The 14859-nt window shown below is 70.2% G+C and carries 16 protein-coding genes; 9 read left to right on the top strand and 7 right to left on the bottom strand.

The window, feature by feature from the left end:
- Positions 1-22: 22 nt before the first annotated feature.
- On the bottom strand, positions 23-631 hold the full coding sequence (locus ACWD10_RS10010; protein ID WP_451088938.1) for a PepSY domain-containing protein: 609 nt from the start codon (positions 629-631) through the stop codon (positions 23-25).
- 143 nt (positions 632-774) lie between these two features.
- Between ACWD10_RS10010 and ACWD10_RS10005 the strand changes: the two genes are divergently transcribed.
- Together ACWD10_RS10005 and ACWD10_RS10000 are read left to right on the top strand one after the other, a co-directional pair.
- Positions 775-1503: a response regulator transcription factor gene (locus ACWD10_RS10005; protein ID WP_451088936.1), complete on the top strand. Its 729-nt coding sequence runs from the start codon at positions 775-777 to the stop codon at positions 1501-1503.
- 8 nt (positions 1504-1511) lie between these two features.
- Entirely contained in the window at positions 1512-2954 is a 1443-nt protein-coding gene (locus ACWD10_RS10000) for a sensor histidine kinase (RefSeq protein WP_451089271.1), read from the top strand.
- A gap of 19 nt (positions 2955-2973) precedes the next feature.
- Here the strand turns inward: ACWD10_RS10000 and ACWD10_RS09995 are convergent, their stop codons facing one another.
- The 4 genes from ACWD10_RS09995 to ACWD10_RS09980 all read right to left on the bottom strand — a co-directional run bounded on the left by ACWD10_RS09995 (position 2974) and on the right by ACWD10_RS09980 (position 5640).
- The gene (locus ACWD10_RS09995) at positions 2974-3450 is read right to left on the bottom strand and encodes a MarR family winged helix-turn-helix transcriptional regulator (protein ID WP_451088934.1); all 477 of its coding nucleotides are present in this window, start codon (positions 3448-3450) and stop codon (positions 2974-2976) included.
- Positions 3451-3569: 119 nt separating this feature from the next.
- Positions 3570-4343 carry an AIM24 family protein gene (locus ACWD10_RS09990; protein WP_451089269.1) on the bottom strand — a complete coding sequence of 258 codons (774 nt, stop codon included), beginning with the start codon at positions 4341-4343 and terminating at the stop codon, positions 3570-3572.
- 8 nt (positions 4344-4351) lie between these two features.
- Positions 4352-5002 carry an AIM24 family protein gene (locus ACWD10_RS09985; protein WP_451088932.1) on the bottom strand — a complete coding sequence of 217 codons (651 nt, stop codon included), beginning with the start codon at positions 5000-5002 and terminating at the stop codon, positions 4352-4354.
- Positions 5002-5640, bottom strand: coding sequence for an AIM24 family protein (locus tag ACWD10_RS09980; protein ID WP_451088930.1), 639 nt, complete (start codon positions 5638-5640; stop codon positions 5002-5004). The genes ACWD10_RS09985 and ACWD10_RS09980 overlap by 1 nt, the downstream gene beginning before the upstream one ends.
- A 121-nt stretch (positions 5641-5761) precedes the next feature.
- Here ACWD10_RS09980 and ACWD10_RS09975 point away from each other — a divergent pair, with 121 nt between their 5' ends.
- From ACWD10_RS09975 to ACWD10_RS09965, 3 genes are all read left to right on the top strand, one after another.
- Positions 5762-6103, top strand: coding sequence for a DUF3817 domain-containing protein (locus ACWD10_RS09975; protein WP_451088928.1), 342 nt, complete (start codon positions 5762-5764; stop codon positions 6101-6103).
- Positions 6100-6393, top strand: coding sequence for an MTH1187 family thiamine-binding protein (locus ACWD10_RS09970; RefSeq protein WP_451088926.1), 294 nt, complete (start codon positions 6100-6102; stop codon positions 6391-6393). The genes ACWD10_RS09975 and ACWD10_RS09970 overlap by 4 nt, the downstream gene beginning before the upstream one ends.
- Positions 6394-6511: 118 nt before the next feature.
- Complete coding sequence (locus ACWD10_RS09965) at positions 6512-8374, top strand: glycosyltransferase family 2 protein (RefSeq protein ID WP_451088924.1); 1863 nt, start codon at positions 6512-6514, stop codon at positions 8372-8374.
- A 54-nt stretch (positions 8375-8428) separates the two neighbouring features.
- Here ACWD10_RS09965 and ACWD10_RS09960 read toward each other — a convergent pair whose 3' ends face one another.
- Together ACWD10_RS09960 and ACWD10_RS09955 are read right to left on the bottom strand one after the other, a co-directional pair.
- Complete coding sequence (locus ACWD10_RS09960; protein ID WP_451088922.1) at positions 8429-9478, bottom strand: glycoside hydrolase family 6 protein; 1050 nt, start codon at positions 9476-9478, stop codon at positions 8429-8431.
- A gap of 127 nt (positions 9479-9605) precedes the next feature.
- A complete protein-coding gene (locus ACWD10_RS09955) occupies positions 9606-10595 on the bottom strand; it encodes a DUF5937 family protein (protein WP_451088920.1) in 990 nt (329 codons plus the stop codon).
- A 183-nt stretch (positions 10596-10778) separates the two neighbouring features.
- Between ACWD10_RS09955 and ACWD10_RS09950 the strand changes: the two genes are divergently transcribed.
- The 4 genes from ACWD10_RS09950 to ACWD10_RS09935 all read left to right on the top strand — a co-directional run bounded on the left by ACWD10_RS09950 (position 10779) and on the right by ACWD10_RS09935 (position 14856).
- Positions 10779-12134 carry an MFS transporter gene (locus ACWD10_RS09950; RefSeq protein ID WP_451088918.1) on the top strand — a complete coding sequence of 452 codons (1356 nt, stop codon included), beginning with the start codon at positions 10779-10781 and terminating at the stop codon, positions 12132-12134.
- Positions 12135-12155: 21 nt separating this feature from the next.
- The gene (locus ACWD10_RS09945) at positions 12156-12665 is read left to right on the top strand and encodes a MarR family winged helix-turn-helix transcriptional regulator (protein WP_451088916.1); all 510 of its coding nucleotides are present in this window, start codon (positions 12156-12158) and stop codon (positions 12663-12665) included.
- A 65-nt stretch (positions 12666-12730) separates the two neighbouring features.
- Positions 12731-13069: a DUF3817 domain-containing protein gene (locus tag ACWD10_RS09940; RefSeq protein WP_451088914.1), complete on the top strand. Its 339-nt coding sequence runs from the start codon at positions 12731-12733 to the stop codon at positions 13067-13069.
- An 86-nt stretch (positions 13070-13155) separates the two neighbouring features.
- Entirely contained in the window at positions 13156-14856 is a 1701-nt protein-coding gene (locus ACWD10_RS09935; protein WP_451088912.1) for an acyl-CoA mutase large subunit family protein, read from the top strand.
- Positions 14857-14859 lie beyond the last annotated feature (3 nt).

The raw sequence follows: 14859 nt of genomic DNA, 5'->3' as shown, positions 1-14859 counted from the left end.
GCCCCTTCCCGGCTTACTCTGCTCAGTCGTCCGCGCCCAGCGTGATCTCCCAGCCGCGGTCCTCCAGGTCCACCGACGAGACGAAGCCCTTGCCGGAGGCCGACTTGGCGGCAGCGGCCGCGTCCGTCGAGACGTTCTTGAGGGCGGTGCGGGCCTCGCGTACGTCCTCCGCGTCGTCGTCCTTGTCCGTGTGCTTGCCGACGACCTTGCCGGAGGCCGGGTCGACGTCCACGTCGTGCCAGGTGTCGTTGGAGCCGAGGATCTCGATCTCCCAGACGGCGCGCTCGTCGGCGTCGTCGGCGTCGTCCAGTTCCGCCGAGGTCACCGTGCCACCCGGCACCGCCTTCAGGGCCGCGCTGATCGCGTCCTGAGCCGACACCTTCACGTCCTTGCGGGGCTGCTGAGCCTCCCGCGCCTCGCGTGCGTCGTCCCTGTCGTCCCTGTCGTCGCGGGCGTCGTCATCGCGGTCGCCGTCGTCGTCGTGCTCGTTCAGGGTCACCGTCGTGGCCTTGGTCTTCGCCGCGGTGGCCGCGTCGTCGCCGTTCGCGTCGCTGATCCCGTACGCGGCGGCCGTGCCGCCCACGGTCAGGGCGCCGGCGGTGAGCAGGGCGATGACGAGGTTGCGCTTCATGAGGTGGGTCCTCCCCGTGTCGTGCTTCCGGAGCTGTTCGCTGTCGCTGCGGTGCGACGAGGACCAATCTGCCGAAGCGACGCTGAAGCCAACCTGAAGCCACCTGAAGAGGCCTTCAGGTTGGGTTTGGGACCCTGTTACGCATGCGCCCACCCGTCTCCCACCACCGCCCTACTCGAGACGCTGCGCGTCGCCCCTTTCGATTCTTGATCGTCGAGGACGAAAAACGCCTCGCCCAGTCCCTCGCCCGCGGCCTGCGCGCCGAGGGATACGCCGTGGACGTCGTGCACGACGGTCTCGAAGGGCTGCACCGGGCGACCCAGGAGCCGTACGACCTGATCGTGCTCGACATCATGCTCCCGGGCATGAACGGCTACCGGGTCTGCTCGACCCTCAGGGCCGCGGGCCATGACGTACCGATCCTGATGCTCACCGCCAAGGACGGCGAGTACGACGAGGCCGAGGGGCTCGACACCGGCGCCGACGACTACCTCACCAAGCCGTTCTCGTACGTCGTCCTGGTCGCCCGCGTGAAGGCGCTGCTCCGCCGCCGCGCCCGCACCGCGTCCCCCGTACTGCGCCTCGGTGACCTCACCGTCGACACGGGAGCCCGCCGGGTGCACCGCGGCGAGCGCGAAATCACCCTCACCGCCAAGGAGTTCGCGGTCCTGGAGCAGCTCACGCAGCGCCCCGGCGACGTGGTGTCCAAGGCGGACATCCTGGAACACGTCTGGGACTTCGCGTACGAGGGTGACCCCAACATCGTCGAGGTCTACATCAGCGCCCTGCGCCGCAAGCTCGGCGCGGGCCTCATCGGTACCGTGCGCGGCGCCGGATACCGCCTGGAGAGCCAGGAGGCGGAGGCCCGGTGAAGCACGTCCTGGGCTCCGTGCGGGCCCGTACCGCGGCCGCGGCCACCGCCGTGGTGGCCCTCGCCCTGGCCCTGGCGGGGATCGCGCTGCTCCTCGTGCTCCAGCGCAACCTCGTGGACCAGGCCGATCTGCAGGCCGATGTGGCGGCCCGCCGGGTCGCCTCGCAGATTGCCAACGGCACGCCGTACGACAAGCTCGACCTGCCGGACAGCGAGGACCACCCGGTGCAGGTCGTCGACGACGACGGCCGGGTGCTCGCGGTCGGCGAGGACATCGAGGCCATCTCCGGTGCGGGCAGCGGCCGTACGAAGGTGACGGCGCCGCCCGGCGAGCAGCCCGGGACCGAGCAGCCCGGGGACGATGCCGACGACGCCGACGACTCCGCCGAGGCGGACGGCGACGACGAGGGCCCCGGCACCGTCGCCGACGACGCCGACTACCGCTTCGGCTCGGCCACCGTCGACGGGCAGGCGGCCGACTTCCGCTTCGCCGCCGTCGAGGCGCAAAGCAGGCAGGGCCTGGACGTCACCGTGTACGCGGGCGCGCCGCTCGCCGCCCAGGAGGCCACGGTCGGCCAGGTGCGCGAGGCCATGCTGGTCGCGCTGCCGGTGCTGCTCGTGGTGGTCGCCGGGGTCACCTGGCTGATGACCCGGCGCGCGCTGCGCCCCGTGGAGGGGATCCGGGCCGAGATGGCCGCGATCACCGCGTCCGAGGATCTGACCCGGCGCGTTCCGGAGCCGGACGCGCACGACGAGGTGGCCCGGCTCGCCCGTACCACCAACGAGACCCTGGCCGCCCTGGAGACGAGCGTCGACCGCCAGCGCCGCTTCGTCGCCGACGCCTCGCACGAGCTGCGCAGCCCCATCGCGAGCCTGCGCACCCAGCTCGAAGTGGCCGCCGCGCACCCGGACTTGCTGGACCTGCCGGGCGCCGTCGCGGACACGGTACGGCTTCAGGGGCTCGCCGCCGACCTGCTGCTCCTCGCCCGCCTGGACGCGGGGGAGCGGCCGGGGGACGCGCGCGTCGACCTCGGGGCGCTGGTCCGTGAGGAGGTCTCGCAGCGTACGCACGACCGTTTCCCGGTCGAGGTGACGGCCGCGGAAGGCGTGGAACTCTCCGGCTCCCGTTCGCAGTTGGCGCGGGTCCTCGGCAACCTCCTGGACAACGCGCAGCGCCACGCTCGCTCCGCGGTGACCGTCACGGCCGGGGCGGAGGGCGACTCGGCGGTACTCCGCGTCGCCGACGACGGCAGCGGCGTACCGGAGGAGGAGCGGGAGCGGATCTTCGAGCGGTTCGTCCGGCTCGACGACGCCCGCAGCCGCGACGACGGCGGCGCCGGACTCGGCCTCGCCATCGCACGTGACGTGGTGCAGCGGCACGGCGGCTCGCTGACGGTCGGCCGGTCGGCCCAGGGCGGCGCACTCTTCGAGATGCGGCTGCCCAAGAGCTAGCCGGGCGTCGCGCCGGAGGTCACGGGTTGCCGCGCTGCCCGCGCAGATGCTCGGCAACCGGCTGCAGCATCTTCCGGAGCTCTTGCAGGGCATCCGGGTCCATGCGGTCGATGAAGTGCTCGCGCACGGAGGCCACGTGGTGCGGCGCGACCTTCTGCATGGTCTCCATGCCGTGCTCGGTGAGGACGGCGTACAGCCCGCGCCGGTCCGACTCGCAGTTCTCGCGGCGCACCAGACCGGCGTTCTCCATCCGCGTGATCTGGTGCGAGAGGCGGCTCTTGGACTGGAGCGTGGCCGTCGCCAGGTCGCTCATCCGCATCCGTCGGCCCTCGGACTCGGAGAGGTTCACGAGGATTTCGTAGTCGTTGTTGGTCAGGCCGAAGGGCTGGAGGTCCTTCTCCATTTGGTACGTGAGGAGTCTGTTGACCTCCAGGTGCGTACGCCAGGCGCACTGCTCTGCGTCGGTCAGCCATTGGGTGGCCGTCTCGGTCTCCATATATCGATTCTACCTAAGAAAGTTGAATGGCGAACGAATGAGGGGATGAACCAGGGGGAGGGTGTGGAGGAAGTGTGACGTCGAACGTTCGAACGCCGTCACAGTCCGCAGGTTACCGCTCACAGGCCGAAGCGACGCTGGAGGTCGCCCAGCTGGCCGGGAAGCCTCGGTGCTCCCGAGCCACCGTGCCCGCTCCCGCCGCCGGGTACCCCATCCTGCCTCGGCGTCTCCCCCGTCGACTGCTCGGGCATCAGCGCCTCGGAGGACTGGAGCAGCACCGTACCGGCCCCCACGAACTCGAACTGGTGCTCCTCGCCGGAGGCCCCGCCGAGCCCCGTCAATGCCCGCACGCCGCCCATGACGCCGGTCATGTACCCGTGGTCGTAGTGGTGGCACGGCGAGGGGCAGTCCGCCCAGCCGACGAGCGCCTGCGGATCGACCCGGATCGGCGGCTCCATGAAGACCACCTCGCCGTTGCTCGCGGCCACGAATTTGCCCGTGCCGATGAGCGTGAGAAACCCCGGAACGATGCTCTGCTTCAACGCGAGAGTTGGCTGAAAAGCGAGCAGATTGCCGGAGCGAATGGTCAGGTTCCCGTCCTCGAGGTCATAGGAGTTGACGTCGAAGGCCCGGTCGGCGAGGAGCATCTTGCCGCTGCCCTCGGCCACCACCCAGTCGCTCGCGTGCAGCGGCGAGTGGAACGACGTACGCACCAGGCGGTCGAGGCGCCCGTGCCCGATCCCCGCGAAGTCGATCGACCCGTAGTAGGCGATCATCTTCCCCTTCTGCAGGAACCACTGGCTGCCCTTGAGTTCCACACAGAAGGTGTACGGGTTGACGTTGTCGTCGGACGGCAGCGACACCGGGTCGAAGATCTGGGGCCCGCTGGTCATCTGAGTGCTCACAGCTTCTCCTCCGAGGCCTGGACGTACACCGCGCCACTGCCGGAGAGCTCCAGCTGGAACGCCTCGCCGGAGCCGCGCCCCACCATGTCGCGCCAACCGAGCGCCGTGGACAGCTTGTTGCGTACATCACCGTGGTGCGCGACATAGGCCTGCGGGTCGACGTGCACCGGGCGCTGTGGGGTGATCGGCAGCTCGATGACGCCGCCGTGCGCCATCACGGCCACCGCGCCGTGGCCCTTCAGGGTGGTCGTGAAGAGGCCCTGCCCGGTGACCTGGCCGCGCACCATGCCCATGACCCCGCCCTGCGAGCCGAGGAACATCGTGCCCTGCTCCAGGGTCCCGTCGAAGGCGAGCAGGCGGTCCGCCTCCACGCACAGCGTGTCCCCGGCGAGGTTGATCACCTGGATGTGGTGACCGCCGTGCCCGAAAAGCACCGTGCCGCTGCCCTCGACCGTCATCAGGGGCGCCGCCTCGCCCGCGACCCGGCGCCCGATCATGGACATCACGCCGCCCTGGCCGCCCTGCATATTGGGCGTGAAGGACACCTCGCCCTTGTAGCCGAGCATCGCGCCGCGCTGGCTGAACATCCGCTGCCCGGGGCTGACGGTCGCCTCGACCATCTTCGCGTTGATCTCGCGGAACGGCATCAGATCTCGCCCCCGATGGTGTTGCGCTCGCTGGGCTGTACGTAGACGAGGCCATCGCCCTCGAAGCGGATCTGGAAGGCCTCGCCCGAGCCCTCGCCGATGAACGTGCGGAAGTTCACACCGGACTGGAAGCTCTGGTTCACATTGCCCTGGTGCGCGATGTACGCGCCCGGGTCCACGGTGAGCGGGTACTGCGGCGCGACCCGGAGCACGACCGCGGGGCCGTCCGACAGGAGCGCGGCCCGGCCGGTGCCCTCAATGGTGGTGGTGAACAGGCCGTTGCCCTGGCTCGCGCCGCGCAGGCCGGTGAAGGTCGTGCCGGTGCGCAGCGCGGAGTCGGTGCAGAGCAGGTTGCTGGCCTCGACGTACAGCTTGTCCTGGGTCAGCTCGACGAGGTTGATCTCGCTCGCCCGGTCGGCGAAGAAGCACGTGCCGTGCCCCTTCACCTCCATGACCGTCAGCTGCTCGCCGGTGAGCCGCCGGGTCACCATGCCCCGGATGCCCTCGCCGCCGCCGGACATCTTCTTGAACGCCATGTCGCCGTCGTAGGCGACCATCGAGCCGTTCTTCGCCTTCACGGCGTCGCCGGCCAGGTCGACGGCGAGCACCTTGCTGCCTTGCAGTCGGAACGTTGCCACGGGGTGACGTTAGCCGCAGTGCCCCGCCCCCCGACACCGGCCCAAAGGACGATCCGTACCCTGAAGAGGCCCCGATACGTTGACGGGGTCCTTGCTCCCTGATATCGAAGGTGCCGCCCGCGTGGACATCAAGACCGCCTCCGCCCTCCGCCGCCTCCGGCTCGTCTCGTCGCCGGAGGCCGTGTCCTTCCTGCTGTTGCTCGTCTGCTCGGTGCTCAAGCGCACCACGGAGTTCAACGCCGTCCCGGTGATGGGCACGATCCACGGCGTGCTCTTCATCCTGTACGTGCTCTTCTGGCTGGACGCCTGGAACCGCACCAAGTGGGACCGGAAGACGGCGGCCCTGTACTTCGTCCTGTCCGTCCTGCCGACGGGCGGGTTCTTCGCGGAGCGGAAGCTCAAGCGTGCGGCGGAGGCCGCGGTGATCGCTTCGCGAGCGCGCCGTGAGGACGTGGTCGCGTGATCGTCGCGTTCTCGGTGACGCCGCTCGGGGTCGGCGAGGACGTGGGGGAGTACGTCGCCGACGCGGTGCGCGTGGTCCGCGAGTCCGGCCTGCCGAACCGTACCGACGCCATGTTCACGTCCATCGAGGGCGAGTGGGACGAGGTCATGGCCGTGGTGAAGCGGGCGGTCGCGGTGGTCGAGGAGCGCGCGCCGCGCGTCTCGGTGGTCCTCAAGGCCGACATCCGACCGGGCGTCACGGACGGTCTGAGCTCCAAGGTGGCAACGGTGGAACAGCACTTGGCGTCGTAGCGCCAGCGCCCGAACCCTGTTGAGCGAAAATTCCCTCAGTTGGACGCCCCCCGTTCGACACAGTCCGGTATGTCCACTTTCGTGGGCGTACTGACTCGTTCGATCAGTGGGAGGCGCCGTGCGGCCGGAGGGCTACGACTACGAAACCCACAGCCGGCTCGCGGGGCCGCTCACCGACCCCGGGCCAGAGCCCTACCGAGTGCAGTACGCCAGGCTCTTGTCCCGCGAGCCGCACCGAATACGCGCCCTGCTCCTGATGGTCCTGGCCCCGGTGCTCACCGGCGTACTCCTGCTCTACCTGGTGTGGCCGACCCACTGGACCGAGCGCGAGGGCGCCGAGAGCTGGCTCCTCGCCCTCGACGTGACGATGCTCATAGCCATCGCCCTGATCGAGCTGTTCATGCTCGTCAACGTCGTCTCCATAGCCCACGCGACGATGGTCGCCCGCGACCCCGTGCCCGTACCACCCGAACCCGGCACCAGAGTCGCCTTCATCACCACATACGTGCCCGGCAAGGAACCCATATCCATGGTCCGCGGCACCCTCGAGGGCGCCATGGCCCTCCGGCACAACGGCCCGCTCGACGTCTGGCTCCTCGACGAGGGCGACGACCCCGCCGCCAAGGCCCTCTGCGCCGAACTCGGCGTCCGCCACTTCACCCGCAAGGGTGTCCCCGAGTGGAACCGCCCCTCCGGCGTCCACAAGGCCAAGACCAAGCACGGCAACTACAACGCCTGGCTCGCGATGCACGGCGACGCCTACGACTTCTTCGCCTCCGTCGACACCGACCACGTCCCGCTCCCCAACTTCCTTGAGCGGATGCTCGGCTACTTCCGCGACCCCGACGTCGCCTTCGTCGTCGGACCGCAGGTCTACGGCAACTACGACAGCGCCGTCACCAAGGCCGCCGAGTCCCAGCAGTTCCTCTTCCACGCGCTGATCCAGCGGGCCGGAAACCGCTACCGCGCCCCCATGTTCGTCGGCACCAACAACGCCGTACGCATCCGCGCGGTCAAGCAGATCGGCGGGCTCTACGACTCGATCACCGAGGACATGGCCACCGGCTTCGAACTGCACCGCCGCAAGAACCCGGCGACCGGCACGCACTGGCGGTCCGTCTACACCCCCGACGTGCTCGCCGTCGGCGAAGGCCCGGCCTCCTGGACCGACTTCTTCACGCAGCAGCTGCGCTGGTCGCGCGGGACCTACGAGACCCTGCTCAAGCAGTACGTCAAGGCACCGTTCCGGATGCCGCCCGGCAGGCTCTTCAACTACTCGCTGATGCTCGTCTACTACCCGATGACGGCCGTCAACTGGATGCTCGGCATCCTCAGCTGCTCGCTCTTCCTCTGCTTCGGCGCTTCCGGCACCCAGGTCGCCGCCTCGATCTGGCTGATGCTCTACAGCGACACCGCGGCCCTCCAGATCGCCCTCTACCTCTGGAACCGGCGCCACAACGTCTCACCGCACGAGCCGGAGGGCTCCGGCGGCCTGGCGGGCATGGCGATGTCCGCGCTCTCGGCGCCGATCTACCTCAAGTCGCTCGGCGAGGCGCTGCTTCGGCGGCCCAGCCGCTTCGTGGTCACGCCCAAGGGCAACGACGCCAGCCCCGACCGGCTGCTGACCTTCCGGCTGCACCTCTCCTGGGCGGCCCTGCTCGCCGTCTCGTTGACGACCTCGCTGATCCTCGACCACGCCCATGTGGCGATGCGGACCTGGGCGATCCTCGCGCTCCTGATCTCCCTGGCGCCGATGACGATTTGGGGCTACGGGGAGCTGCGCGAGCGCCGGAAGGTACGGACCCCGGTCCGGAGCCGGGTGGGGTACGTGGAGCTGCGGGCCCGGCGCAGGTCCCGGACCCCGGCGCGGCGCCGCGTACCGGCCCGGGCGGCCCGCGCACAGAAGCCGGCGCGGACCTCGGCGCGGACTCCGGCGCCCGCGGTGTCGGTTTCCGAGGCCGTGTCCGAGGCGGCGGAGTAGAGCCTGCCCAGCCTGTCAGCCTGTCGGGTGCCTGATCCGGTGCCTGAGGCGTCCTCAGCTCTTCGTGTTGCGGGCGAGGTCGAGCGCGTACTCCGGCCACCACTTCCCGGCCTGCGGGCCGCCCCGGCAGGTGCCGTCGGACTCGCCGGGCCGCTTGATCCACAGGTACGCGTCGACCAGCTTGTCCCCGGTCTTCGTGGTCGGCCGGGCGCCGAGGGCGCGGCCCGGCGGGTTGCACCAGGCCTCCTGGTCGCCGCCGGGCGCGGGGCCGTTGCCGTTGCGGCCGGTGTCCATCACGAAGTGCTTGCCGTTCAGGATCCGCGAGAGATCACGGCCGTACGCCTTGGTGTCCGCGTCGGTCTGGAAGTTGGAGACGTTCAGGGCGAAGCCGTCGGCGCGGGCGATGCCCGCCTTCCACAGCGCCTGGGCCAGCTTGCCGCGGTCCTTGATCCAGGCCGAGTGGCCCGCGTCCAGATAGACCTTGACGTTCGGCTGCTTCTTCAGGCGGTCGATCGCCTCGGAGATCAACTGGTTGCGCTCGCCCGCGTACTCGGCCTGGGTGCAGCCGTCCATGAGGTGCGGGATGGCGTCCGGCTCCAGGATGACGAGCGCCTTGTTGTCCTCGATGTTGTCCGCGAAGGCGCCGATCCACTTCCGGTAGGCCTCCACGCTCTTCGCTCCGCCCGCCGAGTGCTGGCCGCAGTCGCGGTGCGGGATGTTGTACGCGGTCAGGACCGCCGTCCGGTTCTGGGCCGCGGCGCCCTTGGTGGCCTTCTTGATCGCCGGGCCGGGATCGTCACCGGGGGGCCAGATGGCCATCGGCTGGTCCGCGATCCGGCGGAGTACCTGGGCATCCGAGGAACGGCCCTCCGCCTCCCACTCCTTGACCTGGAGGGCGGCCGGGCTCTTCGGGTCCACCCAGAACGGCGACTTGCCGGCGGGGCCCTTCGAGGGACCCTCGACCATGCCCGCGTCCTTCCTCTCCCCGGACGGGGAATCGGAGTCGTCGGAGCACCCGAAGCTGAACGCGAGCACGGTGAGCGCGGCGAGGGCGGCTTCGGCCACCCGGCGGCGGCTTGTACGGACGGTGTGGTGGGCGGGCATCCGGCCCCCTTGGACGACGGCACGCAGCGGGATCGGGCAATCGTTACATAACAGGCATACGGTGCTTCGGGTAACACACCGTGAGCGCCGTGAGCACCGTGAGATCGGCCCACAGGAACCGGGGTTCTCAGCTCGTGCCGCCCGTCGCCAGGGCGATGCCGAGCGGCGTCCGCTCGTACAGGACCTGATGCCCGTACCGCCGGGAGACCAGCAACCCCGCATCCCGCAGCGCCGACAGATGCGCCGATACGGAGGACGGGGCGAGCCCGAGCCGCTCCGCGAGTGCTGTCGTGCCGGCCGGTTCGTCGAGCGCGCACAGAACCTCCGCACGGCCCCGGCCGAGCAGCCGCGCGAGCGCCCGTGGGGTGTCCGCTCCCGGCTCGGTCCACAGGCCGCCGATGCCGCGCACCGGGTAGATCAACGCGGGCTGCCACGGCTCTTCCTGACCGCTGACGATGTCCGGCCAGGTGAACACGGACGGCATCAGGACCAGGCCGCGCCCGTCCAGGCTGCGCCCGAAGTCACCGTGCGAGCCCGTCACCGTAAGCGTCGAGTCCGCCCAGGTCAGCCGCGGACTCAGCATCCCGAGCAGACTCCCGAAGCCGACCTCGGCCAACTTCCGCGAGTGGTACGCGACATCGGCCTCGAGCAGCGCCCGTACGCGCGGCCAGTCCGGCTCGACCAGGGCCCGCCAGGCCCGCTCAAGGAGATCCGCCAACTCCCGCACCCCGCGCGCCGGATCCGCGAGCAGCGCCCGTCCCGCCGCCGACTCCGGACCACCGGGGCGCGACGCCAGGGACAGCTCGAAGTCGCGGGCCGCGACCTCGGGCGGGGTGGCCCGCACCACCGCAAGCTCCTCCTCGAACGGCACCGAAGGGGCCGCAGGCGGCGGGCAGATGACGTCCGAGCCGTGCCCGTGGCGCGGCATCAGTAACCACAGCGGCGCCAGATCGAGACCCGCCGCGGCCGCGCGGATCCGGCGCAGCCAGGGCAGGTGGTAGCCGTGGTGCTCCGGCGTGGCAAGCAGCCGCACCGCCTGCTGGGTCTCCCAGAGCGGCGAGATCGCGAACCGGCAGCGCAGGAGGTCGGCTTCGCCGAAGTGCAATCGCAGTGGCACGTTGCCCCCTCTTCCGTCATGCCGTATCCGCCCCGTCGGCTCGGTTGCCGCACCTGGGGGCTTCGCCCCCAGACCCCCTTTTCGCGCTGAACGCGCTCGTCCTCAAACGCCGGACGGGCTCATTGCATTCGGTCAGAGACGAAAGTCTGGAACCGGAGCCCGGCCGCGGCAACCCTCCTCTCCATGCCCACCTCCACCCAAGCGCCGCCGCGCACCGGCTACGCCGCCGTGTTCCGCGTCGCCGAGTTCCGTGCCGTGTTCGCCGCCCATCTGCTCTCGCTGCTCGGCGTCGTCGTGGCCGAGATCGCGCTCACCGTGCTCGTATACGACCTCACCGGCTCGCCGTTGCTCAGCGCCCTCACGTTCGCCCTCGGCTTTCTGCCGTATCTGGTCGGCGGGACGCTCTTCGCCTCGGTCGCCGACCGGTATCCGGCCCGGCGGGTGCTCGTCGGCTGCGACCTGGTGTGCGCCGCGTGCGTGGCCGTGATGGTGCTGCCCGGCACCCCCGTCGGCGGGCTGCTCGCGCTGCGCTGTGTCATCGCCGCCATCGCGCCGGTCTTCACCGGGACGCGGATGGCGGCGCTCACCGACATCCTCGGCGACGGCGACGCATACGTCCTGGGGCGTTCGCTGCTGCGGATCGTCTCGCAGAGCGCGGTGCTCGCCGGGTTCGGCGCGGGCGGACTGCTGCTCGCCGCCGTCGGGCCGCGCGGCGCGATCACCGTCACGCTCGTCACCTTCCTGCTCTCTGCGGCGCTGCTGCGCCTCGGCACCCGCGCCCGGCCCGCGCGTACGTCGATGGGCGATGGCGGCGAAGCGGTCCTGCGGGACTCGCTGGCCGGGGCGCGGCAGGTGTTCGGGGACCGGCGGCTGCGCGCCCTGATCCTGCTGTTCTGGGTGCCGACCGGGTTCGTGGTCGCGCCGGAGGCCCTGGCCGCGCCGTACGCGGACCGGATCGGGGCCGGGCCCGCGGCGCTCGGCCTGATGATGTGCGCGATGCCGGTCGGTCATATCGCCGCCGAGCTGTACGCGGGTTCCGCGCTGAGCGCGCGCGGGCGCGAGCGCCTGGTCCTGCCGCTCGCCGGGGCGGGGCTGCTGCCGCTTGTCGGGTACGCGGTCACGCCCGGGTTCGCGGTGACGGTCGCCGTCCTCGTGCTCGCCGGGATCTCGGGGGCGTACGTCATCGGGCTCGACCAATGGTTCGTGGCGGCGGTGCCCGAGGAGCTGAAGGGGCGCGCGATGACGCTGATGTCGGCGGGCCTGATGACGGTGCAAGGCATCGGCATGGCGCTCGCCGGGCTCGCCGCGGAACTCGTACCGGTGCAGCACGCGGTCGCCGGGGCCGGGGCGCTCGGGACCGTCTGCTCGGTCGCGCTCTGCGTGGAGGTGCGCCGGTCCGCACGGGCCGCGGAGAGGGCCACGGCCCGGCCTTCGGAAAGCACCTCGGAAAGCACCTCGGAAAGAACCTCGGAAAGCGCTTCGGAAAGCACCTCGGAACCACCTCGACCGAACTCCGAGACAGGGCTGACCGCCATATGACCGCGCGGTAGGGTCGAGTGCGTGCCGAAGCCGCTGAGCCTTCCCTTCGACCCCATCGCCCGAGCCGACGAACTCTGGAAACAGCGCTGGGGATCCGTGCCGTCCATGGCCGCGATCACCTCGATCATGCGCGCCCACCAGATCCTGCTCGCCGAGGTCGACGCGGTGGTCAAGCCGTACGGGCTCACCTTCGCGCGGTACGAGGCGCTGGTGCTGCTCACCTTCTCCAAGGCCGGTGAGCTGCCCATGTCGAAGATCGGCGAGCGGCTCATGGTGCACCCCACGTCGGTGACCAACACCGTGGACCGCCTGGTCAAGTCGGGGCTGGTCGCCAAGCGCCCCAACCCCAACGACGGCCGCGGCACGCTCGCCAGCATCACGGACAAGGGTCGCGAGGTGGTCGACGCGGCGACCCGCGACCTGATGGCCATGGACTTCGGCCTCGGTGCGTACGACGCCGAGGAGTGCGCGGAGATCTTCGCGATGCTGCGGCCGCTGCGGGTGGCGGCGCACGATTTCGAAGAGTCGTAGGGCAGCAGAGACCTCGCTGGAGGGCGCCCGAAGATCGCCCGTTGTGGGCCGTTACGCTCGTGGGCATGAAACGAAGCGTGCTGACCCGCTACCGCGTCATGGCGTACGTCACCGGCGTACTCCTGGTCCTGCTGACCCTCGGCGTGATCGCCAAGTACCTCCTGAGCATGGACGGCGCGGCGGACTTCACGCGCATCGTCGGCATCGCCCACGGCTGGCTCTACGTCTTGTACCTGATCTTCGCCTTCGACCTCGGGTCCAAGGCCAAGATGCCGGTCGGCCGTCAACTCTGGGTGCTCGTCGCCGGGACCATTCCGACCGCCGCGTTCATCGTCGAGCGCAAGCTCAGCCGCGAGCTGGAACCGCTGGTCACGGACGGTACGGCGGCACCCGCCAAGGCGTAGCGCCACCGGGTCGAACACCGCCGCGCGGCGAATGCGCGGCGGTCTGCCATCGACAGTTACTAGGACGTCCTAGTAAATTCGATTGTATGGACGCTGACGCCATCGCTGAGGGCCGCCGTCGCTGGCAGGCCCGTTACGACGCCGCGCGCACGCGCGAGGCGGACTTCACCACGCTCTCCGGCGACCCGGTCGAGCCGGTCTACGGGCCCCGGCCCGGGGATACGTACGAGGGGTTCGAGCGGATCGGATGGCCCGGCGAATTCCCCTTCACGCGGGGCCTTTACGCGACCGGCTACCGCGGCCGGACCTGGACCATCCGCCAGTTCGCCGGGTTCGGCAACGCCGAGCAGACGAACGAGCGGTACAAGATGATCCTGGCCAACGGCGGTGGGGGCCTGAGCGTGGCCTTCGACATGCCGACCCTCATGGGCCGCGACTCCGACGATCCCCGTTCGCTCGGCGAGGTCGGGCACTGCGGCGTCGCCATCGACTCCGCGGCCGACATGGAGATCCTGTTCAAGGACATTCCGCTCGGTGACGTCACCACCTCGATGACGATCTCCGGGCCCGCCGTGCCGATCTTCTGCATGTATCTGGTCGCCGCCGAGCGGCAGGGCGTCGACCCGGCCGTGCTCAACGGCACGCTGCAGACCGACATCTTCAAGGAGTACATCGCGCAGAAGGAGTGGCTCTTCCAGCCCGAGCCGCATCTGCGCCTCATCGGGGATCTCATGGAGCACTGCGCCCGTGACATCCCGGCGTACAAGCCGCTGTCCGTGTCCGGCTACCACATCCGTGAGGCGGGGGCGACCGCCGCGCAGGAGCTCGCGTACACGCTCGCGGACGGGTTCGGGTATGTGGAGCTGGGGCTCAGCCGGGGCCTCGACGTGGATGTCTTCGCTCCGGGGCTTTCGTTCTTCTTCGACGCGCATGTCGATTTCTTCGAGGAGATCGCCAAATTCCGTGCCGCGCGGCGGATCTGGGCCCGGTGGATGCGGGATGTGTACGGGGCGAAGAGCGAGAAGGCGCAGTGGCTGCGGTTCCACACCCAGACCGCGGGGGTGTCCCTGACCGCGCAGCAGCCGTACAACAACGTCGTACGGACGGCGGTGGAGGCGCTGGCAGCGGTGCTTGGCGGGACGAACTCGCTGCACACGAACGCCCTGGACGAGACCCTCGCACTGCCGAGCGAGCAGGCCGCGGAGATCGCTCTCCGTACGCAGCAGGTGCTGATGGAGGAGACCGGGGTCGGGAACGTCGCGGATCCGCTGGGTGGGTCCTGGTACATCGAGCAGCTCACCGACCGGATCGAGGCCGACGCCGAGAAGATCTTCGAGCGGATCAAGGAGCGGGGGCTGCGGGCGCATCCGGATGGGCGGCACCCCATTGGGCCGGTGACCTCCGGGATTCTGCGCGGGATCGAGGACGGGTGGTTCACGGGCGAGATCGCGGAGTCCGCGTTCCGGTACCAGCAGGCTCTGGAGAAGGGGGACAAGAGGGTCGTGGGCGTCAATGTCCACACCCCGTCCGTCACCGGTGACCTGGAGATACTGCGGGTCAGTCATGAGGTGGAGCGGGAGCAGGTGCGGGTGCTGGGCTCCCGTAAGGACGGGCGTGACGAGGGGCGGGTGCGGGCCGCTCTCGACGCGATGCTCGCGGTGGCTCGGGGCGGCGGGAACATGATTCCGTCCATGCTGGACGCGGTGCGGGCCGAGGCCACGCTCGGGGAGATCTGCGGGGTGCTGCGGGACGAGTGGGGGGCTTATACGGAGCCTGCCGGGTTCTGAGAG

Source organism: Streptomyces sp. NPDC002851 (assembly GCF_053591935.1).
The sequence above is the reverse complement of the archived record's forward strand: the minus strand, read 5'-3'. Positions and strand labels throughout refer to the sequence as shown.

Excerpts from the sequence above, each read along its gene's own strand:
- ACWD10_RS09935 (WP_451088912.1), top strand. The coding sequence starts at position 13,156 with ATGGACGCTGACGCCATCGCTGAGGGCCGCCGTCGCTGGCAGGCCCGT.
- ACWD10_RS09940 (WP_451088914.1), top strand. The coding sequence starts at position 12,731 with ATGAAACGAAGCGTGCTGACCCGCTACCGCGTCATGGCGTACGTCACC.
- ACWD10_RS09960 (WP_451088922.1), bottom strand. The coding sequence starts at position 9,478 with ATGCCCGCCCACCACACCGTCCGTACAAGCCGCCGCCGGGTGGCCGAA.
- ACWD10_RS09985 (WP_451088932.1), bottom strand. The coding sequence starts at position 5,002 with ATGCCGTTCCGCGAGATCAACGCGAAGATGGTCGAGGCGACCGTCAGC.
- ACWD10_RS09950 (WP_451088918.1), top strand. The coding sequence starts at position 10,779 with ATGCCCACCTCCACCCAAGCGCCGCCGCGCACCGGCTACGCCGCCGTG.
- ACWD10_RS10010 (WP_451088938.1), bottom strand. The coding sequence starts at position 631 with ATGAAGCGCAACCTCGTCATCGCCCTGCTCACCGCCGGCGCCCTGACC.
- ACWD10_RS10005 (WP_451088936.1), top strand. The coding sequence starts at position 775 with ATGCGCCCACCCGTCTCCCACCACCGCCCTACTCGAGACGCTGCGCGT.
- ACWD10_RS09990 (WP_451089269.1), bottom strand. The coding sequence starts at position 4,343 with ATGACCAGCGGGCCCCAGATCTTCGACCCGGTGTCGCTGCCGTCCGAC.
- ACWD10_RS09995 (WP_451088934.1), bottom strand. The coding sequence starts at position 3,450 with ATGGAGACCGAGACGGCCACCCAATGGCTGACCGACGCAGAGCAGTGC.